The sequence below is a fragment of the Bradyrhizobium sp. Unk1 genome, assembly GCF_059512345.1.
Genome location: NZ_JCAMOP010000004.1, coordinates 74,166 through 94,859, shown reverse-complemented (window position 1 = coordinate 94,859; position 20,694 = coordinate 74,166). Strand labels below are relative to the sequence as shown.

20 protein-coding genes are annotated in these 20,694 nt (G+C 62.0%); 9 read left to right on the top strand and 11 right to left on the bottom strand.

What is annotated here, in order from left to right; translation table 11 throughout:
* Positions 1–2 precede the first annotated feature (2 nt).
* Positions 3–947, bottom strand: coding sequence for a hypothetical protein (locus tag AC5ZFO_RS06300; protein WP_496121761.1), 945 nt, complete (start codon positions 945–947; stop codon positions 3–5).
* A 159-nt stretch (positions 948–1,106) separates the two neighbouring features.
* Between AC5ZFO_RS06300 and AC5ZFO_RS06295 the strand changes: the two genes are divergently transcribed.
* Both AC5ZFO_RS06295 and AC5ZFO_RS06290 read left to right on the top strand, forming a co-directional pair.
* A complete protein-coding gene (locus tag AC5ZFO_RS06295; RefSeq protein ID WP_496121759.1) occupies positions 1,107–1,442 on the top strand; it encodes a hypothetical protein in 336 nt (111 codons plus the stop codon).
* Between the two features lie 724 nt (positions 1,443–2,166).
* Positions 2,167–2,577, top strand: coding sequence for a hypothetical protein (locus AC5ZFO_RS06290; RefSeq protein WP_496121757.1), 411 nt, complete (start codon positions 2,167–2,169; stop codon positions 2,575–2,577).
* An 82-nt stretch (positions 2,578–2,659) separates the two neighbouring features.
* Here AC5ZFO_RS06290 and AC5ZFO_RS06285 read toward each other — a convergent pair whose 3' ends face one another.
* From AC5ZFO_RS06285 to rpiA, 8 genes are all read right to left on the bottom strand, one after another.
* The gene (locus AC5ZFO_RS06285) at positions 2,660–3,016 is read right to left on the bottom strand and encodes a hypothetical protein (protein ID WP_496121756.1); all 357 of its coding nucleotides are present in this window, start codon (positions 3,014–3,016) and stop codon (positions 2,660–2,662) included.
* Between the two features lie 83 nt (positions 3,017–3,099).
* Positions 3,100–3,498, bottom strand: a complete 399-nt coding sequence (locus AC5ZFO_RS06280; protein ID WP_496121754.1) for a hypothetical protein — start codon at positions 3,496–3,498, stop codon at positions 3,100–3,102.
* 293 nt (positions 3,499–3,791) lie between these two features.
* On the bottom strand, positions 3,792–6,335 hold the full coding sequence (locus AC5ZFO_RS06275) for a bifunctional DNA primase/polymerase (protein ID WP_496121752.1): 2,544 nt from the start codon (positions 6,333–6,335) through the stop codon (positions 3,792–3,794).
* 130 nt (positions 6,336–6,465) lie between these two features.
* Entirely contained in the window at positions 6,466–6,681 is a 216-nt protein-coding gene (locus AC5ZFO_RS06270; protein ID WP_496121750.1) for a hypothetical protein, read from the bottom strand.
* A gap of 846 nt (positions 6,682–7,527) precedes the next feature.
* Positions 7,528–8,727, bottom strand: a complete 1,200-nt coding sequence (locus AC5ZFO_RS06265; RefSeq protein WP_496121748.1) for a tyrosine-type recombinase/integrase — start codon at positions 8,725–8,727, stop codon at positions 7,528–7,530.
* A gap of 338 nt (positions 8,728–9,065) precedes the next feature.
* Positions 9,066–10,454, bottom strand: a complete 1,389-nt coding sequence (gene gor, locus AC5ZFO_RS06260; RefSeq protein WP_496121746.1) for a glutathione-disulfide reductase — start codon at positions 10,452–10,454, stop codon at positions 9,066–9,068.
* A gap of 131 nt (positions 10,455–10,585) precedes the next feature.
* Entirely contained in the window at positions 10,586–11,134 is a 549-nt protein-coding gene (locus AC5ZFO_RS06255; RefSeq protein ID WP_282518282.1) for a DUF2059 domain-containing protein, read from the bottom strand.
* 2 nt (positions 11,135–11,136) lie between these two features.
* Entirely contained in the window at positions 11,137–11,862 is a 726-nt protein-coding gene (rpiA, locus tag AC5ZFO_RS06250; RefSeq protein WP_282518283.1) for a ribose-5-phosphate isomerase RpiA, read from the bottom strand.
* A gap of 166 nt (positions 11,863–12,028) precedes the next feature.
* Here rpiA and AC5ZFO_RS06245 point away from each other — a divergent pair, with 166 nt between their 5' ends.
* The 5 genes from AC5ZFO_RS06245 to AC5ZFO_RS06225 all read left to right on the top strand — a co-directional run bounded on the left by AC5ZFO_RS06245 (position 12,029) and on the right by AC5ZFO_RS06225 (position 16,982).
* Positions 12,029–12,703, top strand: coding sequence for an HAD-IA family hydrolase (locus tag AC5ZFO_RS06245; protein WP_085404867.1), 675 nt, complete (start codon positions 12,029–12,031; stop codon positions 12,701–12,703).
* 153 nt (positions 12,704–12,856) lie between these two features.
* Positions 12,857–13,360, top strand: a complete 504-nt coding sequence (locus tag AC5ZFO_RS06240; RefSeq protein WP_282518284.1) for a hypothetical protein — start codon at positions 12,857–12,859, stop codon at positions 13,358–13,360.
* A gap of 131 nt (positions 13,361–13,491) precedes the next feature.
* Complete coding sequence (moaA, locus tag AC5ZFO_RS06235; RefSeq protein ID WP_282518285.1) at positions 13,492–14,544, top strand: GTP 3',8-cyclase MoaA; 1,053 nt, start codon at positions 13,492–13,494, stop codon at positions 14,542–14,544.
* Between the two features lie 300 nt (positions 14,545–14,844).
* Positions 14,845–15,384: a TRAP transporter small permease subunit gene (locus tag AC5ZFO_RS06230; protein ID WP_282518286.1), complete on the top strand. Its 540-nt coding sequence runs from the start codon at positions 14,845–14,847 to the stop codon at positions 15,382–15,384.
* Complete coding sequence (locus AC5ZFO_RS06225; protein ID WP_282518287.1) at positions 15,381–16,982, top strand: TRAP transporter large permease; 1,602 nt, start codon at positions 15,381–15,383, stop codon at positions 16,980–16,982. The genes AC5ZFO_RS06230 and AC5ZFO_RS06225 overlap by 4 nt, the downstream gene beginning before the upstream one ends.
* Positions 16,983–17,140: 158 nt before the next feature.
* Here AC5ZFO_RS06225 and AC5ZFO_RS06220 read toward each other — a convergent pair whose 3' ends face one another.
* A complete protein-coding gene (locus AC5ZFO_RS06220; protein WP_282518288.1) occupies positions 17,141–17,602 on the bottom strand; it encodes a hypothetical protein in 462 nt (153 codons plus the stop codon).
* A gap of 234 nt (positions 17,603–17,836) precedes the next feature.
* On the opposite strand from AC5ZFO_RS06220, the gene AC5ZFO_RS06215 reads away from it, so the two are divergent.
* Together AC5ZFO_RS06215 and AC5ZFO_RS06210 are read left to right on the top strand one after the other, a co-directional pair.
* Positions 17,837–17,992: a DUF6946 family protein gene (locus AC5ZFO_RS06215; protein WP_496121742.1), complete on the top strand. Its 156-nt coding sequence runs from the start codon at positions 17,837–17,839 to the stop codon at positions 17,990–17,992.
* Positions 17,993–18,048: 56 nt separating this feature from the next.
* Entirely contained in the window at positions 18,049–19,335 is a 1,287-nt protein-coding gene (locus AC5ZFO_RS06210; protein WP_496121740.1) for a M20/M25/M40 family metallo-hydrolase, read from the top strand.
* Positions 19,336–19,351: 16 nt separating this feature from the next.
* Here AC5ZFO_RS06210 and AC5ZFO_RS06205 read toward each other — a convergent pair whose 3' ends face one another.
* Positions 19,352–20,662: a sensor histidine kinase gene (locus AC5ZFO_RS06205; RefSeq protein WP_496121864.1), complete on the bottom strand. Its 1,311-nt coding sequence runs from the start codon at positions 20,660–20,662 to the stop codon at positions 19,352–19,354.
* Between the last annotated feature and the right edge of the window lie 32 nt (positions 20,663–20,694).

Below are 20,694 nucleotides of genomic sequence, written 5' to 3'. Positions count from 1 at the left end.
GGTCACACCTGTGGACCCGCGATCTCGATGGTGCGCGCTTCGGCGCTGCGATCGACTTGTTTGAAGTTCGCCTCGCGGAGAACGGGATCGACGTACTGCAAGGCAGGCGTCGGCTCCTCCGGGTCGAGATCGACGACATCCGGCGCATTCGGCGCGAAATCACCACCGCGAGCGCCGCGCAGCTGAGCACGACGCGGGTCGGTGGTCGGCGTTGCGATGCCCTTGTTCAGTGCCCGCTGCGCCGTTGCAACCGGCATGGTTGCATCGGTCCACTGACCCGCAAACCGCTTGCGGCCATCTTCGTCGCGAAAGTGCGCGCTGCGAAGCATAAAGATCGACATGATCGCAGGCTCCGCCGCAGGCTCGGCCGTCGGCATCGCCAAGGGCTCAAGCGGCATTGCCTGCTGACCGCCCCGAATAGCGTCCGGCATAGCCTTCAGCTCAGCCAGCGCGAAGTTGGCAGCGATTTCGATCTGGCCCATGGTGCTCTGGATGAAGCTCGCCATTTGGCCGGTCTCGAAATGCCAGCCGATCTCAGAAAGAGCGTCGGCAAGATCGCGCGACTTCTCAAGGTAGATCGGCAAGGCCGCCTCGATGGCAGTGACCTGCTTCTGCAGCTTGTACGCAGCACCAGCACGCTTGATGCGCTCACGCACAGCAGCGAGCTGGCATTCGGCGTCGGCCTTGTCTTGTGCCAGAACAGCGAGTGCATCGTCGATGCCCGTCAGCGTGGAGGCCGCCGTATCCACGAGGCTCTGAAGATTGTCGAGAGCGCGCTGATCACCGAGGTCGCCAGAAAGCAGCGCTTGCTGGCGGGCCTTGATCGCCTTGTCCAGAGTGACTTGCGCGATGGCGCGCTTGACGGCGAGTTGTTGGGCACGCTTCGTCAGCGAGGCGATGGTTGTTTCGAGTTCTTGCATCGGTGTTTTTCGGAAGAGATTTTTCATGCTCCGAGTGTAGGCCGACGCAATCTGATCGCGTAGGCTCGGCGCGTGGAGCGCTCCACATTCCGCGCCAGTTTCTGTGGCGCGTCCCACATTCTTGCGCATTTGGCGATGCTGGCGCGTTTAGAGTGAAGCCCCATTCGCTCCCGAGACGGTGGGCTTTTGCCCCAGTTCGACCGGCGCTTTCAGTACGCACGTGAAGGGGTGTGCGCACCGCAACAAGAAAGCGCATCTCGAAAATCCCAGCCACATGCTTTAAGATGCATCGAAGATACTGAGACGGCAGATCCGCTGGGAGGGGTAGATTTTGACAACCCGCATGCAGAAGCACGCCGTCCTGACTGCAGTAGCTTTACTCCTCAGCCTTTTGGCACTGGCTTGGATACAGCCAAACACGTCGGCTGGCGCTGGCCTTTTAATTTTGACAACGATCATAATCGTGAACGCAATTGGTGTCGTCGTGACATGGCGGCCATCGTTGACGAACAAAAAAACTAGACCAAAGCGAACCAGCAAGCCTCGCAAAGTCGGTTGAACTGCGACTTCTTCGGACTGAAAGACGAGCGCTACCAGATATCGCAGAACAACTTTAGTAACAACCATAGGGCGCAATGAATATATACTACAACAATTAGCAAATGACGGCGACATCATGCACGTGCGATTTGCAATTACTGTTCTCTTCTTTGCTGCACTGCAGACCTCTGGAGCGCTGGCAGGCTGCGATTCGAGTGAAGCATGCATGAGGTGCTTAGCGTCAGCGTTCGGCCAGTGTATTCAGCACGGTCTCGATCCGGTCTGCGAAGCACGAAAGCGGGCTTGCCAAGCAGCTCCGCCCATTGCCAATGCGCCCGGGCCGTTTGGGCCGGGTGGCCCGATTGGGCAAGGCGGGCCGGCCCTCCCGGGAGCGTATCCGGGGCCGGGCCCAGGAGGAGGATACGGAGGGTCCGGGCCGGTTGGGCAGGTCGCGCCGCCGGGCTCATCCTTTCAGGGGCCAACGGTGAGTTACCCGCCCGGCGGTCCTGTCAGACTAGTGCCAGCTCGCGCGTACATGCGCAGCGCCTCAATACCGCCCCCGCAGGTTGGCGCATATGGTGTCGTTGCTTTTCGTGCAAGGCCAACTTCGGCAAGCCGGGCGCGGTTGCTGAGGGTTTGCGAGGCGTTCAAGACTCATCTGCCACGCTCCGAATCCCTCCCTTCCTTTGTGCCTGTCGGCGATTGGATGCTTACTATCTGGCCGCTAGATAACCCCGACACGACAGAAGCCGCCAATGACATTTGCGACTTCCTTATTGACCATTATGACCTCTACGGTGGCATCTCAGCGATTCAGGATGCAGGACGACAAGGAGCCCAACTTGACGGCGCCGGGCCATTCTTGATCGGATGGTCTCCGTCAAATGCTCGCGGCGCTCCGGACAAGGTAGTTCTAGTGGTCGATTTATCGTCGCTCGAAAGTCAGGACAGCTTCGACCAAGCATTTCTGTTTTGGCAGACGAAGATCGTGCAGAACCCAGTGCTGTGGCGCTACGGATTTTCTATGGAAGGACTTAGGCTCGCTATACGCGACTTTGTGGATCGGTATGGCCAAGATATGCTGAGGGCCACCAGCCTTTTTGGCGTACGGCGTTGATGCCTTCGTCATGTGTGGATTGGTCCCAAATGAGGCCGCTGGGCAATCAAGCCGCGCAAGGTCAGACACTCGGACGCCTTCACTACCCCGGACGCAGCTCTCCCGCTTGCGACCAGTTCGGCCAATACTGCTTGAGCAGGTTCCCGGCTTTTACGCGAGCTGGCAACCCGCCATGATACTTTTCGACGTAATCGAGCAACCGCGCCGTGCCGATCAACCACGTTGCGCTCTTCCTACCAAGAGGCTGCCCCTTGCTCGCCGCTTCGTCAATCCAGCGATAAATCGTCTGATCGGTCACTTCGCAGATGGCAGCGGCCTGCACGACGGTAAGCACTCCGCCGTTCGCGATCTCTTCAATCACGTCACCAGATAGTGGTTTCCATCCAAGTACCGCAAGCATTTGCAGGTGAAGATCGATCATGCGATCGCGGTCGTGCATTAGGTCACCTCGTATTCCGCCAACCTTGGCTGCATGTTTCTCTGGGTACACATCGGGTCAGTGCAAGTAAGCATCATCCATCTTCAGAACGTCTCAATAATGGGCGGCTCCCAAGGGCCATCGCGACGTTCCATCAATCGCTCCGTGCCGGGCACTAAGTTGAGCGGATGGCGGCGGAGGAAGTCCTTGGGTGTCAAGGTTCTGCCGATCCTGTTCTCAAGGCATCCAATACACAAACAGCCGCCCATTGGTCCTAGTCTCGCCGCCTTCCACACGGCAGGCTTCACAAGGTAAACTTCTGTCCGCTCGTCGTATGTTTGCGTGACACCCTGGTTTGCCAGATCGCGCATTAGTGCTTGTTCGAGCTGCATTCTGTTCATGATACCCGGCGCAGTGTTTACCCCACAGTCCACACATGCCCAGCTCTCAGGGACCCGGCCTTCAAGGTTGATGCGAGCCGTCTGTTTTGCGTGCTTCTTCATGATCGTTCGACCTCATACACTCGGAAATGACGGGGGACGCGCTGTGTTGTTGTAGCAACCCCCCTGAAAAATTTTGGCTCTAGCCACACCCGGGGCGGGGGCGCCACCCCCATCACGCCACGCCGAAGAAGGACCCGGATGAGCGTGCTGTCGAGCCGCGCTACCATGGCTACGATCTGCTACCCATCCGGGCTCCCTGTATCGGAATTGGCTAACTACACACACATCACAACCTGACATTTTCGAAGTTCAGAGTTCAGGATCGTAGCGAATAGTAGCCACGGTAGTCTCGCTCACTTGCGGCGCACCTCCTCCAGCCACCACTGAGCGGCGTGCCCCTTGGTCTTCTCGTTGACGAAGCGCATGCCGTCGACGACGCGGCCCTTACGTCCGCGGAGCCAAACGCCGAGGCCGGTGACATCCGCATCCTGGCCGGACTTCTTGCCCGAAGCGCTCACCAGCGCGTCACGGAAATCAGGGAACTCGAAGGTGCCGGATTGCGAGTAGTCGGCCAACGTGATCGCCTGGGCAAGCGTGCGGCGAACACCGAAGCCAATCGCCTCCTTCCAAGCAAGCATCACGGTCAACAGCAAGACGCGATCCGGGTCTTCGGCCCGCGCCGTTTCAAACGACTCGACCGGATCTGCTTGCCCCAACCAGATCAGCGCCGATCGAACCGTATCTGACCAGCCCTCAAAGGAAGCCAATCGGGGTACCTTGTTCGGCGAGCCAGCCACCTTATACGCACGGCAGATAATCAGGCATGCGGCGACATATTTGCCGCGATCCGCAAGGATCAATTCGACCGGGTTCTTGCTGAAGCGTCGGGTCTCAGGACGCTCCATCTCCGGATCGAGGGAAGTGACAAGAGTACGCCGGGTCAGGTCACCATAGATCGCAACGTTGTTGCCGGTGCCGAAGGTCGTGAGGCCGCGCGTCTCAACGCTGACGCGCTCGCTCTTCCCGAGGATACGAACATCGACAATCTGGCGTTCGATCAACTGGCAGAGGAGATCGGAGCGCAGATCGCCAGAAATATTGTCGATGGACAACAACGGCTGTCCAGCGAGTGCCGCAGCCACCAACCGCTTCTCCAACTCTTCTTCCGTCTGGGCTGCTGACATCACTGGCATCGGCTTTCCGATGGAGGTCGCCGCCGAAGTATCCCACAGGAAGCTCTTGCCGCTACCAGCCACCGGAGCACGGGCGACGTGCATCGGCGCGACGGGGAAGGCGCCGCGGACGACCGGCGTGATCAGGCCGCTCAAGCCGACTGAACGCGCAACGTCATCCACGAACGGGAACTCTGAGAGCAAATCCGAGAGCAATTTCAGCGCTGCGACAGCGTCGTCCCAGGTGGGATGCTCTGGGATCGGCGGCATCGAGGGCGGCGCCATCAACAGCAACCGCGTCGCATCGTCGTAGCCCGAATTCAGGAGCAACGAGCCATCGGGCCGCATGGTCGGAGTGGTGACCACGCCAGCTATGCTCGGAAAGGTCCAGTGGCCGAGCTGGCTGAGAATGACATGCGCGATATCAGCAGGAGCGCCAGTGCGCACGTTCTTCTGCGAACGCGCATCGAACTTCACCCACACAGCGACCTTATCGAGTTCGTTGCGCAGATAGATGGGCTTGACTTCAATGAGGCGCGCGACCTTGGTCCGACGGCCATGCGACGCATCGGCTTCCTCGATAATCGGACGAACCAACGTGCCGCCGCGCTGATACAGCGCGACATCACTGCCCAGCAGAACCTCTTCCGCGGTTTTGGCGATGGCTGGCTTCGCGTGTGCCGTCAAGAAAATAACCGACTTGTTCCCAGCTTCGCGCTGTTCCGCCTGCTCGTGATCGGCATCTGCGCCCGAGTGATCGCTGCGCACGTCATTGTAGTTGAGCCATTCGGCAATCTTTTCGACAATCTTCTCGCCGAACAGCGCTTTCAGCGCCGGATAGCCGCGTGTCCGCTCGCCCTTCTGGAAAGCGGTTGCGGCATCATGTGCAGCCTGGCGCCGATCAGGCCATTGTTCATCCGTGGCCGCGCGCGCCACCCACTCAACATACAGCTTCACGTGCGTCACATCGAAGCCGCAACGCGCAAGAAAGCCACCAAGGGTCAGCGCCGCATCGTGACGACCGCCGCTCTCTCCGGGCTTCGGCTTCGCCGGCCAGTAACGCGCGAACACGCAAAGTGCAGCCAACAGCTTCGCGCCACGCAACAGGTCGTCATCATCGACCTGCGCGGGCTCGCCATCCACCTCCCAATTGATCTGCTCACCACTCTCGTGGACCGAACCGGGGAAGACGGTTTGCGCGCCCTTGTCGCCGCCGCCGATCCGGACCTCCAGCAACATCGTTTTGCTGACCGGGTCCTTGAATTGCAATGCGGCCTGATCGAGCTTCGAGGCGAGCGTGGTGGTGTACAGACGATGGCTATCGCGCTTCGACGCGCGACCAAAGATAGCGTTCGTGCGCGGCAGCACGGCGGCCGCAATAACGATCGCTTCAGAGCAATCGAGATCGATGTCAGTCAAGCCGTCTGACTTCGGGCCGAGCTGCACACCGATATTCAGCGGCTTGTCGAAGAAGCGACCGACCTTGCTTCCGGTGATGATGCGATGCTGCCAGTCGTTGCCGATCGGCTTCTTCTCCCGAAAGGCAATAGGCAGAGGGTTCCAGTCGCGCATGGCGTACTGGAGAGCGATGGCCTCCGGCGTGCCCGGCTTGGGCCATTTCTCCCACGGCTCAAACAGAGGAGCCAGCTGAAGGGCTTCAGCAGCCTCAGCCGCGAAGTCCTCAAACAACTTTGCAATGGTATCGGTCTGTGTGCTATCGAACATGAGTGTACTTTCTGAAGGTCACAAGTATTCGTTCCCCTAGAGCCTGTGGCGAGGCGCTAGGGGTATTTCTTGTGCGATGGATGGTGATTGCGGCCGGCTAGATGCAGCCACTTAGGGGTATGTGGGCGGTCTAGCCGCCCACCATTTCTCGTTGGCGACGCCAGTCAGTCGCCGCTTCCAAACTGATCGTTACCTTGCGCATAGCGCGCATTTCTCGCGGGCCGAGGCCCGCGCTACGCAGTTTAAAATACATGGATTGCGAGATGCGATGCGCCTCGCAGAATTCAGGAATGGTGTATGCCCTGCGCGACACATGCCCCGCGGTATGCGAGGCGGTAGCTGTCATGATGTCCTCCTTCGTGAGAAGCGATGGGGAGAACAATGGAGCAGAGTGGACCTCTATGCGAGCACGCAAACACGCATTGCGTATTTGCGTGTCACCTCATCTGCCTCGGCGGCCCAGAGCACGGGAAACGCTATCAGGACCCGGCGGATTCAAGCCCTCCTTCTCGAAGAGAGGCCGTAGAAGGACGGTGATCGCTTTGATTGTGAGATGGGGCGGGACGCGCCCATCCGGCGGATACAATTTCTTCAGATAGCGCACTATGCGTTTCTGCTGCCATCCGCGCTTCGGTTCGCATTCTCCTCGTAATATTTTTCCTGCCTCGGCCATATAAGCCTTGGCAATTCTGTCCGCTTTGCCGTTGCTATCCGGCAAACGTTTGATCGTAAGCCCACGCTCAACGTCCCTGTCGTCAGGCAATTCGCCTGCACTTTCTGGCCTATTCTTGACCATCGCTCTACCTGCCCGTCCGTCTACTCGATCCACAACTATGCGGGTTCCCAATCCGACCAACTTGCTTCAGTACTCGCGTCACAACATTGGTGATGTGCATATCAGCACCAATCACCGAGGACGTGCCGCACGGCATCTGATACGGCTCTTGATTGGTTTAAGCACGCTGTAGATCGACCATCAAGACAGTACTGAGCAGGCGGATCTGTCCCTTGGGTGCCGCCGACCTGAGCTAACAAATTACGTATTGACGTTAGCTAACGTCAGTCATGAAAACGCGGATCTGTCACTTGGGTTGACCGCCGACCTGAGCTAACAAATTACGTAATTGACGTTAGCTAACGTCAGTCATGAAGATGCGGACCACACTACGATTGCGATGACATCAAGATGAAATCAACGCGCCTGGCGACCAAGCAAGACGGTTTCTTCCCGAATTGGCATGGCTCTAACATCAATGAGCGTCGCGCGTGTCAACGCTTCGCTTGGATCGCCGATGATGTAGCGCGAGTAGTGCTTTTCGATCATCGCAATCGAAGTATCGTGGTGCGCCGCAACCACGCGCGTCGGCACGCCTTTCAACAACTGTCGGACAATTGAGCTGTGACGTAGAGCGTAGGGTGTCGTAGCCGGATCAAGCCCAAGCCCCTCAACGACAGGACGGAAGTGCGTCGCCAAATTCCACATCCGATCAAACAGTGATGCATGCATCGCCCGACCTGCGGCCTGTTTCCGCAGCGCCATCGCCAAGCGCGCCGAGATCGGCAACGGTCGATGCTCAATCTTGCGGTTCTTCCCCTTTCTGCTGGTCGGCATCATGAGCCGTGGCCCGCTAAGATGATCCTGCAGATCGGCCGGCGTCAGGCGAAAGACCTGACTTTCCCGCGCGCCCGTCTCGGCGAGCACGTCGATCAACAGACCGAAGTCAAAACGTTCGCGATATGATCCGCGTACCAGTGCGCCGACCGTTTGATCAGGCAATATGACGTTGCGGGCCACCTCGCTCTCCGGCAATTTCTTCAAGCCGTGTTTCCAGGCGCCAACGTTGGCGATCCGCTTGTCACCGCGGACAGCCAAAGAGAGAGCTGCCTTCAGCGACCGGGCAATACGATCGGCAGATGACGGCTTCAAACCTTTCGTGACCAAACCGGCGCGCCAGTCGCGCAACTCTCGCTCGGTGAGCAGCGCGACCGCCTTTTTCATCTGGGCGTCACTCAGATGCAGCCGGAGTTGGGTGGCGTTGTACTTGCGGCCGCCGCGTGTTTCGAGATCGGTCTCGTATGCTTCGATGGCTTCGCCAACGCTAGTGGGCTGTTCGCTGTTGATCTCGTCAGCACGCGCCAGTGTCTTTGCTTTTTCCAGCGCCTGCCAGTACGTCATCACGGTTTCGCCGTTAGCATCCTCATGATCGTCGGCGAGGCCGAACCGCTTGAGCCAGCCGTTGCATTTCACGGACCAGGTGCCGGGACCTGCGTTGCGGCGATAAGCGAGGAAGATGCCGGGCGCGATCAACGCCGTGTAGGGCTTCTTGCGTGTCGCGAGCTTCAGGCGCGCAGTGCGATTTTCCAGAAATGCAGAACGTGTACGGCGTGCCATTGCTTCCCTCAGTGTCCCTCAAAATGTCCCCGGGATGGGGGTAGAGAGGCATGGGGCGCATTCTATCAGAGTGGAGATTCGCTCAGCAAATACAATTGGTTAAGGCGATGATCATGGTGTCTCGTGGAGCGCCATAGAGATCGATTTCTCCCCTTGTGGGAGAAGGTGGCGCGAAGCGCCGGATGAGGGGTTCTCTCCACTCGCGCGACCGTTCGTGAGGATGGAGACCCCTCACCCGGCTTCGCGTTCCGCGAAGCCACCCTCCCCCACAAGGGGGAGGGTAAGCACGCGCCAATTCGACCAAATCCTGTTCGCTTGAGAGCCGCTCGTGTGGCGCCCTACTCCGCCGCCTGACGCACATGGCGTGCCGTCGGCGTGCGCATGGTGACGAGCTCTTCGGCCGCGGTCGGATGCAGTGCGATCGTCGCGTCGAAATCGGCCTTGGTCGCCTTCATCTTCACCGCGATCGCGACCACCTGGGTGACCTCGGCGGCGCAGTCGCCGACGATGTGGCAGCCGAGCACGCGGTCGGTCGAACCGTCGACGACGAGCTTCATCAGCACGCGGGTGTCGCGGCCGGACATCGTCGCCTTGATCGGGCGGAACGTCGTCTTGTAGATGTCGACGTGGCTGAATTGCGCACGCGCCTCCGTCTCCGTCAGACCGACCGTGCCGACCTCCGGCTGCGAGAACACTGCGGTCGGAATGTAGGAATGATCGACCTGCACCTCGCGCTTGCCGAACACGGTGTCGGCGAAGGCGTGGCCTTCGCGGATCGCGACCGGCGTCAGGTTGAAGCGGTGGGTGACGTCGCCGATCGCATAGATGCTATCCACCGAGCTCTTCGAGAAATGGTCCACCGCGATGCCGCCATTCGCAGGATTGATGGCGACGCCGGCCTTCTCCAGGCCGAGATTGGCGACCGACGGATGGCGGCCGATCGCGAACATCACCTGGTCGGACGCGAGGCTCGAGCCGTTCGACAGATGCGTGGTGAATTCCTCGCCGTGCCGGTCGACCTTCGCCACCGTGCAGCCGGTGAGAATGGTGATGCCCTGCTTTTCCATCTCGCTGCGGACGTGGGCGCGGACGTCCTCGTCGAAACCGCGCAGGATGTTGTCGCCGCGATAGATCACGGTGACGTCGGAGCCGTAGCCGGCGAAGATGCCGGCGAATTCCAGCGCGATGTAGCCGCCGCCCTGGATCACGATCCGCTTCGGCAGCTTCTTGAGGTGAAACGCCTCGTTGGAGGAGATCACGTGCTCGATGCCGGGGATCGAGGCGCCGTGGTTGGGCGCGCCGCCGGTGGCGATCAGGATGTATTTTGCGGTGATCTTCCGGTCGTTCTCGAGCAGGCGGACGGTGTGCTTGTCCTCGATCACCGCGCGGCTCTTGACGACCTGCGCGCCCGACTTCTCGACATTCGTCGTGTAGGCCGCTTCCAGCCGCGCGATCTCCTTGTCCTTGTTGGCGATCAGCGTCGGCCAGTCGAAGGTCGCGGGCGGAACGGTCCAGCCGAAACCGGCGGCATCTTCCAGCTCATGACGGACATGCGAGCCGATCACGAACAGCTTCTTCGGCACGCAGCCGCGGATCACGCAGGTCCCGCCCATGCGGTACTCTTCCGCGATCATCACACGCGCACCGTGGCCGGCCGCGATGCGGGCGGCACGCACGCCGCCCGAGCCGCCACCGATGACAAAGAGGTCGACGTCGAATTCAGCCATTGTCCACTCCGACCTCTTCTTTCAGCGCATGATCCGGAGAAGTGTGCAGCGGTTCTCCGATAGGACCATGCGCAAATAACATCCTAAAGCGCGATGACGCGCTTTAGGGATTTCTGATCAGATAGGTACTGTCAGATTTCCTTGCCACGCTTGCGCATCTCGGAACGGAAGGCACCCATCACGGTCTCGGAGAAGTTCTGGGCCCAGGAGTTCATGAAGGCCATGCTGAGGCCGATGGCGCGCGGCTCGGCGTCGATCAGCTTCTTGCCCAGCGGCGACTTGTAGAAGGTGACGAGGTCCTTCAGTTCCTGCTCGGTGAACTCGCTGGCATAGATCTGCGCCATGCCTTCGCCGATCTCGTTCTGGCGGCCGTTGAGCTGCTGGGCCACGATCGGCGCGACCTCGCTGAGCTCCTTCTGGTAGTTGAGATTCTGCTGGATCAGCGTGATCTTGGTCTTCTCGACCATGCCAGGCACGGCGCCCTGATACATCGCGGTGGCGTTCTTGATCTGCAGGATCTCCTTGGCCGCCGCGATCGCCGCAGGCGAGGCTTTCGGCGGGGTCGGCGCGGGAGCAGCCTTCTGGGCCGGCGCGGCCTGCTGCGCGATCGCCGGGACCGCCAAGACGGCCAGTCCAGCAGCAAGCGTCGCGGCCGGCAAGAATCTCAATACGCTCTTCATTCCTAGTCTCCTTTCGGCTTACGCCGTTCAATCACGCGAATTCCCTCGGCGCCCGCCAAAACGGCCGAGCTGGCCAAGCCGATAAACAAGCCATGCTCAACCACGCCGGGGATAGAGCTCAACGCCTTGGCGAGGCCAGGCGGATCCACGATACGTCCGAGCTGGGCGTCAAGAATCCAGTGGCCGCCATCGGTGACGAAAACGTGGCCATCCTTGTCGCCGCCTTTGGCCTTGCGGACCGCCATTTGCCCGGAAACGCCGCATTCGGCAAATGCCTTCTCGATCGCGCGGCGCGTCGCGCCGAGCCCGAACGGGATGACCTCGATCGGCAGCGGAAAGCGGCCGAGCGTCGGCACCCATTTGCTGTCGTCGGCAATCACGATCATGCGATCCGAGGCCGCCGCCACGATCTTCTCGCGCAGCAGCGCGCCGCCGCCGCCCTTGATCAGGTTGAAGTCGGGATCGATCTCGTCGGCGCCGTCGACGGTGAGGTCGAGATGATCGATCTCGTCCAGCGTCGTCAGCTTCACACCGCAGCGCTCGGCATCGAGGCGCGTCGCCTCCGAGGTCGGCACGCCGATCACTTTCAACCCGGCCTGCACGCGCTCGCCGAGCAGCTCAACGAAATGCTTGGCGGTCGAGCCGGTGCCGAGCCCGAGCTGCATGCCGTCACGCACCTCCTCGAGGGCGCGCGCCGCAGCCTGCCGCTTCAACTGGTCCATGTTCACGATGCGCCCGCCCCGAATTTTAGAGTGTGCCGCCGATAGAGGTTGCTTGCGGCGGCCTATGTAGCCTCGTTTTTCCCGCCGGAACAGGCCTCTGGGCCGATCTTATAAGTTGAACTTATGGCTTCGGCCCTTGCGCCGATCCAGCCGGCCCGATAGCGCTGGGACCATGACCTCCCCTTACACCCTCGTCTTCGATCTCGACGGCACGCTTGTGGATACGGCGCCCGACCTGATCACCGCGCTGAATTTCGTGCTCGACCGCGAAGGGCTGCCGCCCGTGCCGATGGCCTCGGCCCGCAACATGATCGGCGCCGGCGCCCGCAAGCTGATCGAACGGGGGCTGGAGGCCGAAGGCCGCATGGTCACGCCGGCGGACATGGACCGGATGACGGCGGATTTCATCGCCTATTACGCCGACCATATCGCGGTCGAATCCCGCCCGTTCGAGGGGCTCGAGGCCGCACTCGACCAATTTGCGGCCCAGGGCCACCGGCTGGCGGTCTGCACCAACAAGCTGGAATGGCTGTCGAAGCGGCTTTTGGACCAGCTCGACCTCACCCGCCGCTTTGCCGCGATCTGCGGCGCGGACACCTTTGGCGTCCAAAAGCCCGATCCGACCATTTTCCGCGAGACCGTGGCGCGCGCCGGCGGGGCGGTCAAAGCCAGCATCATGGTCGGCGATGCCGGAACCGACGTCGGCGTGGCCCGGCGCGCCGGGGTGCCCGTGATCGGGGTCAGCTTCGGCTATACGGACGTGCCGATCGCCGAGTTGAAGCCGGACCGGCTGATCCATCACATGCGTGACCTGCCGGCTGCGGCCCACAGCCTGATGACCACCTAGGAACCACAAGCCTCTGAAATAACTGCCATATTCCACGGAACCCTGCGTTAACCATCTATTGACTATGCGCGGAGCGCCGGTTGCTTGCTTGGAACGACGCCCGTAGGTTCGCCCGGGGATGTGGCGGTTCGTCGCAGTTAGAAGTGGGTGGTCATGCGTCGTGTCATCGCGATTGCGCTAGCGGGAGCGAGCCTTGGTGGCTGCTCTTCGATGTCTTGGGACATGTTCAAATCGGCGCCGCCGACCGTCCAGGTCCGGCTCGAATCCAATCCTCCGGGGGCTGACGCCACGACCTCGCTCGGTGCCGGTTGCAAGACCCCCTGCTCCGTCTCGGTTCCTGCCCCCGACGCCCCCTTCACGGTCGCTTTCGCGCTGCCAAAATACCAGCCGGCGAGCGTGCCGGTGAACGTGATCAAGAATCCCGGGGATTTCACCACGCCCGCCTCGGTCACCACCGATCCGAACCCGGTGTTTGCGGAACTCCAGCCGGCAGTGCCGCCCAAGCCTGTGAAGAAGCCGCAGCGGCCGAAGAAGCCGAAGCCGGCCGCAGCCGCCGCGGCCCCTGCGGATGCCGCACCCGCTGCGGCCCCTGCGGATGCTGCACCTGCTGCGGTGGCGGCCTCGCCGTTTCCCGATCCGAACGCAGGAAAGCGCTGATCCGGGCGCTGATTACGTATACCACCCGATTGTCCTAGCCGCGTCCGATGCTTAGATTGCTTCCAGAGCACCACTGAAGCAAAGGTGCGCCCGTCGCCGTAAGTGACAAGGCATTTGGCAAGGCATCTGCTATGAACGGACCTTCCGCGAGCCCTCTCGCAGCAGCGAGCCCCCGCGACGCGCTCTCGAGCGCGATGACCGATCCGTTCGGGCGGACCATCTCGTATTTGCGCGTGTCCGTCACCGACCGCTGCGATCTACGCTGCTTCTATTGCATGTCGGAAGACATGACATTCCTGCCCAAGGCGGACCTGCTGACGCTGGAGGAGCTCGACCGGCTCTGCACGGCCTTCATCGCCAAGGGCGTGAAGAAGCTGCGGCTCACCGGCGGCGAGCCGCTGGTCCGCCGTAACGTGATGACGCTGGTGCGCTCGCTGTCCCGCCACCTTTCGAGCGGTGCCCTGAGCGAGCTGACCCTGACCACCAACGGCACCCAGCTTGCGAAACACGCCCGGGAGCTCGCCGATTGCGGCGTCCGCCGCATCAACGTCTCGCTCGACACGCTCGATCCCAAGAAATTTCGCGAGATCACCCGCTGGGGCGAGATCGACAAGGTGCTGGAGGGCATCGAAGCCGCGCGCGCCGCTGGGCTTGGCGTAAAGATCAACGCGGTGGCGCTGAAGAACCTCAACGAGGACGAGCTTCCCGACCTGATGCGCTGGGCGCACGGCAAGAGCATGGGGCTGACGCTGATCGAGGTCATGCCGATGGGCGAGATCGGCTCGGGCCGTATCGACCAATACCTGCCGCTGTCGCTGGTGCGCGCGCGGCTCGCCCAGCAATTCACGTTGACGGATCTCGCCGAGAGCACCGGCGGGCCGGCGCGCTATGTCAGCGTTGCCGAGACCGGCGGCAAGCTCGGCTTCATCACGCCGATGACCCATAATTTCTGCGAATCCTGCAACCGGGTGCGCATCACCTGCACGGGCACGCTGCACACCTGCCTCGGCCACGAGGATGCTTCAGATTTGCGCAAACCTCTGCGTGCATCTGACGACGACATGCTGCTTGCGGATGCGATCGACCGCGCCATCGGGCTGAAGCCCAAGGGCCACGATTTCATCATCGACCGCCGCCACGACCGCCCCAGCGTCTCCAGGCACATGAGCGTCACCGGCGGCTGAGGGATTCGCGCCCTCCCCGCCATAAGCTTTTGACTCGGCGTCAATTTGCCCATTTTCCGATTGACGGCGCACAAGCCCGCTGGTTTGGTGCAGCCGCCTTTGCTTGCCCGGCAGCAATAAGCCGGCCCCGCCCCTTTGGCGGTCGCGGTCAAGACGGCAAGGCACGAGGGGAGGACCGACGCCGCAATCGCTCCGGAATTTCATCCGTACGGTCGCGTGCTATTCGCACGCCGGCCAGGCGATGCGTGCTGAAGCCTCCCGTAAAGTGTTGGGCCGCGACGGCGACGGAGAGAAAGTAAGATGCGTCCATTGCTGGCGTTGAGCAACGCCATCGACGCCCTCAATGAAAAGATTGGGTACGTCTGTAACATCCTGGTGCTGCTGGCGTGCCTGGTCAGCGCGGCCAATGCCATGATCCGCTATGCCTTCAGCAACTCCTCGAACGGCTGGCTGGAGCTGCAATGGTACATGTTCGCCATCCTGGTGATGTTCGGCGCGTCCTACACCTTCAAGCGCAACGAGCATGTCCGCGTCGAGATCTTCTACCTCACGCTCTCGGAACGCGGCCAGCTCTGGCTCGACATGATCGGCACGCTCTGCTTCCTGATCCCCTCCTGCCTCCTGCTCGCCTATCTGTCGTGGCCCTTCTTCATGCAGGCCTATAACGTCGGCGAGATGTCCGGCAATGCCGGCGGCCTGATCCGCTGGCCGATCAAGTTCGTGATCCCCGCCGGCTTCGTCTTGCTGGCGCTCCAGGGTGTTTCCGAAGTCATCAAGCGTATCGCGGCTCTCCAGGGCTATGTGACGATCGACGCCAAGTACGAGAGGCCGACCCAATGATTACGCTGGAAATGATGCCGCCGCTGATGTTCGGCGGCCTGGTTCTGGCGATGCTGATCGGCTTCCCCGTCGCGTTCACGCTCGCGGCGGTCGGCCTCTCCTTCGGCTTCCTCGCCATCCATCTCGGATTCTTCGACCTCAACTTCCTCCAGGCGATTCCCGGCCGCGTGTTCGGCAGCGTGCTTTCCAACGAGCTGCTGCTCGCGATCCCGTTCTTCACCTTCATGGGCGCCATATTAGAGAGATGTGGACTAGCCGAAGATATGCTGGACTCGATGGGCCAGCTGTTCGGCCCGGTCCGCGGCGGCCTCGGCTACTCCGTCATCATCGTCGGCTTCATCCTCGGCGCCATCACCGGCACGGTGGCGGCGCAGGTCATCGCCATGGCGCTGATCTCGATGCCGGTGATGATCCGCTACGGTTACAACATGCGCTACATCACCGGCGTCCTCGCGGCCTCCGGCACGATCACGCAGCTGGTGCCGCCCTCGCTGGTGCTGATCGTGCTCGCCGACCAGCTCGGCAAGTCGGTCGGCGACATGTATCTCGGCGCCTGGGGCCCCTCGGTGTTCCAGATCATGCTGTTCGCCGGCTACACCTTCATCCTCGGCCTGATCAAGCCGAGCCACGTGCCGCCGGTGCCGAAGGAAGCGCGCACGCTGACCGGCTGGGCGCTGTGGAAAAAATGCCTGATGGGCATCATCCCCTCGGCCGTGCTGATCTTCGTCGTGCTCGGCACCATGATGATGGGTCTCGCGACCCCGACCGAAGCCGGCGCCATGGGCGCGGTCGGCGCCATCGTGCTCGCCGCGATCCATCACAAGGACTTCTCCTCGAATGACCGCAAGATCCTGATCGTCGGCGTGATCGCCGCCGGCGTCGGCACGATCGTCGCGATGCTGTTCACCGAGAACCTGGTCTTCAGGCTCTCGTTCGCCGTCACCTATCTCGCCGTGGCGTGGATCTGCATCCAGGCCGCACGCATCCCCGAGCTGCGCGACCTGATCAAGCAGGGCTACGAATCCACCATGCGCCTCACCTGCATGGTCACCTTCATCCTGATTGGCTCGACCTGCTTCTCGGTGGTGTTCCTCGGCGTCTCCGGCGGCGTCTGGCTCGAGCATCTCTTGACCTCGCTCCCCGGCGGCGTGTGGGGCTTCCTGATCTTCATCAACCTCTTCATCTTCTTCCTGGCCTTCTTCCTCGACTTCTTCGAGATCGCCTTCATCATCCTGCCGATGATCGCGCCGATCGCGCAGAAGGTCCTCGCGCCGGTGGTGGGACCGGACGCGGCGCTGATCTGGTTCGGCGTGATGCTGTGCGTGAACATGCAGACCTCGTTCCTGCATCCGCCGTTCGGCTTCGCGCTGTTCTATCTGCGCGGCGTGGCGCCGAAGGAAGTGAAGAGCTCCGACATCTATTGGGGCGCGATCCCCTGGATCGGCCTGCAGATGATCATGGTCCTGCTCGTGATCATCTTCCCGATCACGGTGACGGGCCTGCTCGACAAGCCGCTCAACGTCGACCTCGACAAGGTCAAGATCGAGGTGCCGCAGATCGACCTGCCGCCGCTGGATCTGGGACCGCCGCAGAAGTAGCGGCCGCGCTTTCTTCCTTCTCCCCTCATGTCCGCCGAAGCCTTGGCGGAGGCGGATGCGGGAGAAGGAAGGGCGTTAATTTACTCGTGTTCTCTTATTTGCAATCTCGCCGTATTCATTGCAGTGATCGTGGGGGCCGGCGTCAACGGTCACGCTGATCAGTTCCGTGAGAATGTGACCACGTTCGGCGCATCGTATTGCGCCTCCATCTTCTTTTTGCAGTTGGCGTAAACTTCGCTAAAGCGACGTTCCGAGTTGCACGACCTTTCCAGCTTATGAACGAACAGCGTCACTGCGTCATCATGCCAGGTCACCTCGGTCGATTGGGTTTCTTCGCTGGCGTGCTCCACGACTTTGACGAATTCGCGGGCGAGAGCGCGCGGGTTGCCTGCGTCCTGCGCGTCGCAGGCGACTTTGTACCGGTTGTAGTTTCCGCGATCGTCCCAATGGATCACGATGTCGTCGGATAGGGTATCGCCTTCGATCTGCGCCAGTGCGTCGAGCGCGACGTTCGCATGATTGAGCGCTTGGTGCTCGTCACCGTCCTTGATGCAGCGCTTGATCAATTGCAGCGCGTTTTTAGCGCGCGATAGCTGAGCGGCGGCCTGCTTCGTATTCATCTCGCAAGTCCCTTTCCAAGTGGCCCGCATGGGTCACGCCGGGGTCGAAATGGGGTCAGGATCATTGCGGCCTCTCACGGGAGTTTGGCGACGAGCACGCCGCTGCAATCGGATCAGATTGGAGCCCAGGCGGCGGTTCGCCAATACCTCCAAAGGTGAATACGGAGTACTCCTCTAGTCGGCTTTACAATCTGAGAGCGAGCCGCGAGGGCGGGAAATTTCGAGGCGTGCGCGATGGGAAAGATGATCTATGTACAAACCTCGGGCGCACATAGTTGGCGGGCACTTGTCGCCGACCCGACCAAGCCATGGCGCACTGGCTGTTCTGTGCGAACAGTGGCGCATTGCCGGGAAGCAGCAGAGGAATTGCCGCCGGATCCGCGCGCGTGACAAGCGCCGGAAACACGGGCATACCGGGCCATCCTCCAACTGATGGACCGCCGCGCATGTCCCGATCGCTCCCTGCTCCGTCGCTCGCTCCCTTGATCGCATCGCTCTGGCTGGCATGTGCCGCAACGTTTGCGCATGCGGAACCGATGACCGATGTCCATGCGCTGGCGCAAAAGGAGCAGCAGCCGCTGCTCGACACGCTGCGCGATCTCGTCAGCATCGAATCCGGCAGCAAGGACATCGACGGCCTGAACCAGATCGCCGAGCGCGTTGCCGGCCAGCTCAAGCAGCTCGGCGGCACGGTGGAGATCTTGCACCCCACCGACGTCTATCGCCTCGACGACACGCCCGAGACGATCGGCCCGGCCGTGCACGCCGTGTTCAAGGGCACCGGCAGCAAGAAGATCATGCTGATCGCCCACATGGACACGGTGTACCTGAAGGGCATGCTGAAGGACCAGCCGTTCCGCGTCGACGGCGACAAGGCCTACGGCCTCGGCATTGCCGACGACAAGCAGGGCGTCGCGCTCATTCTCCATACCGTGGCGATGCTCCAGAAACTCAACTTCAGGGATTACGGCACCCTCACGGTGCTCACCAATGGCGACGAGGAGATCTCCTCGCCCGGCTGGCGCAGCACCATCACCAAGTTCGCCGCGGATCAGGACGTGGTGTTCTCGTTCGAAGGCGGCGGCACCGACGGCACGCTGCGCCTTGCCACCAGCGGCATCGGCTCGGCCTATCTCACGGTGCACGGCAAGTCCTCGCACGCTGGCGCGCGGCCCGAGGGCGGCGTCAACGCGCTGTACGAGCTCTCGCACCAGGTGCTGCAGATGAAGGACCTGTCCAAGCCCGAGCAGGGCCTGAAGCTGAACTGGACGGTCTCGAAGGCCGGCACCAACCGCAACGTCATCCCGGCCGACGCCTCGGCCCAGGCCGATGCGCGCGCGCTCAAGGTCGCCGATTTCGACGAGTTGCAGAAGGCGCTGCAGGACAAGATCAAGAATCGGCTGCTGCCCGACTCCAGGGTCGAGCTGAAATTCGAGGTGCGCCGCCCGCCGCTGGAGGCCAACGACGCCTCACGCCGCGTCGCGGCCTACGGCAAGACGATCTATGGGGAGATCGGACTGTCCCTCAAGGTCGACGAGAAGGCGACCGGCGGCGGCACCGACGCCGCATTTGCCGCGCTCAAGACCAGCGGCGCCGTGGTCGAAGGCATGGGCCTGTCGGGCTTCGGCGCGCACTCCAACGATGCCGAATATGTGCAGATCAACAGCATCGTGCCGCGGCTTTACCTGGCCACGCGCATGATCATGGACCTGTCCGCCGGCAAGCTGAAATAGCGGCGTCTGCCCGTGGTCAGCTTTGGCCAACCGGGGGCGCGGCTCCCTCCGCTAGCCGAAACCGCAGCGTGAACTCCGCGCCGCCGCCGGGAAGATTCTCTACCGCCACCGTCGCGGCATGATCGTCCGCGACCCCGCGCACGATCGAGAGCCCGAGGCCCGCGCCGTCGCTGCGCTGGCGGTCGGCGCGCCAGAAGCGCTGGAAGATCAGCTCGCGCTCGGTCTCCGCGATGCCAGGGCCGCAATCGCGCACGCGCACCGAACCGTCGTCCCCCACCTCGACGTCGACCGAGGTATCCTTCGCCGTGAACTTGATGGCGTTTTCGGCGAGGTTGAAGATCGCGCGCTGGAGCATCTCCGCATTGCCGTGGATCAGCACCGGCGCGTCGGCGCCCTTCAGCGCGATGTCCTTGTGCTGTGCGATCGCGAACGGCGCGATGGAGCCGACCACCTCGGCGCAGACGGCGCGCAGATCCGCGGTCTCGCTGGGATCGAGCACCAGGGTGTCGAGTTCGGCGATCTCCAGCAGCTGGGCGACGATGCGGCTCATGCCTTCGATGTCGTCGTGCAGCGCCTGCCTTGCGGCGCCATCGCCCAGCGTCTCGATCCGCGTGCGCAGGATCGTGAGCGGCGTGCGCAACTGATGCGCGGCATCCGCCGTGAACTGCCGCTGCACGCGAAAACCGTCCTCGAGCCGGTCGAGCGCCTGGTTGACGGCGGTGACCAGCGGCATGATCTCGCGCGGGATCTGCTCCGTCGGCAGGCGGATGTCGGTGCGCGCCGGGCCGATATTGCTGGCCTCCTCCGACGCTTTCCACAGTGGCGCGATGGCGCGGCGGAAGATGATGATGTCGGCGGCGAGCAGGATCAGCAGGATCGGAATGGTGATCCACCCGACCCGGCGGAAGAAGTTCGAGATGATGTCGTCGATGATGACGTCGCGATGCGCCAGATCCTCGGCCACGCGGATGCGCACGATCTTGCCGTCGATGATGCGGGTGACGCCGGCGCCGGAAATCGTCTCGGAAAGTGTCGGCGGCGCCGACGCGGCCGCTCCCGTCTTGCGGCGGGACGAAAACAGCAAACGGCCGTCGGCATCGCGGATGTCGTAGAGATAGCGGCCGTAGGCTTCCGAATAGAGGCCCCGCAGGCTGTCGGGCAGGTTGAACGTCAGCAGGCCATCCGGCGCCGCGACGATGCGCTCGGCCAGCACCTCGGCCTGCGCCCGCATGGCTTCGCGGTGCAGCTGGTCGACTTCGGAATTGAGCAGCCAGAACAGCACCAGCGGCAGGAAGATCGCGACCACCGCGACCGCGACGATGTGCATGAACACGATGCGCCAGATCAACGATTTGAATG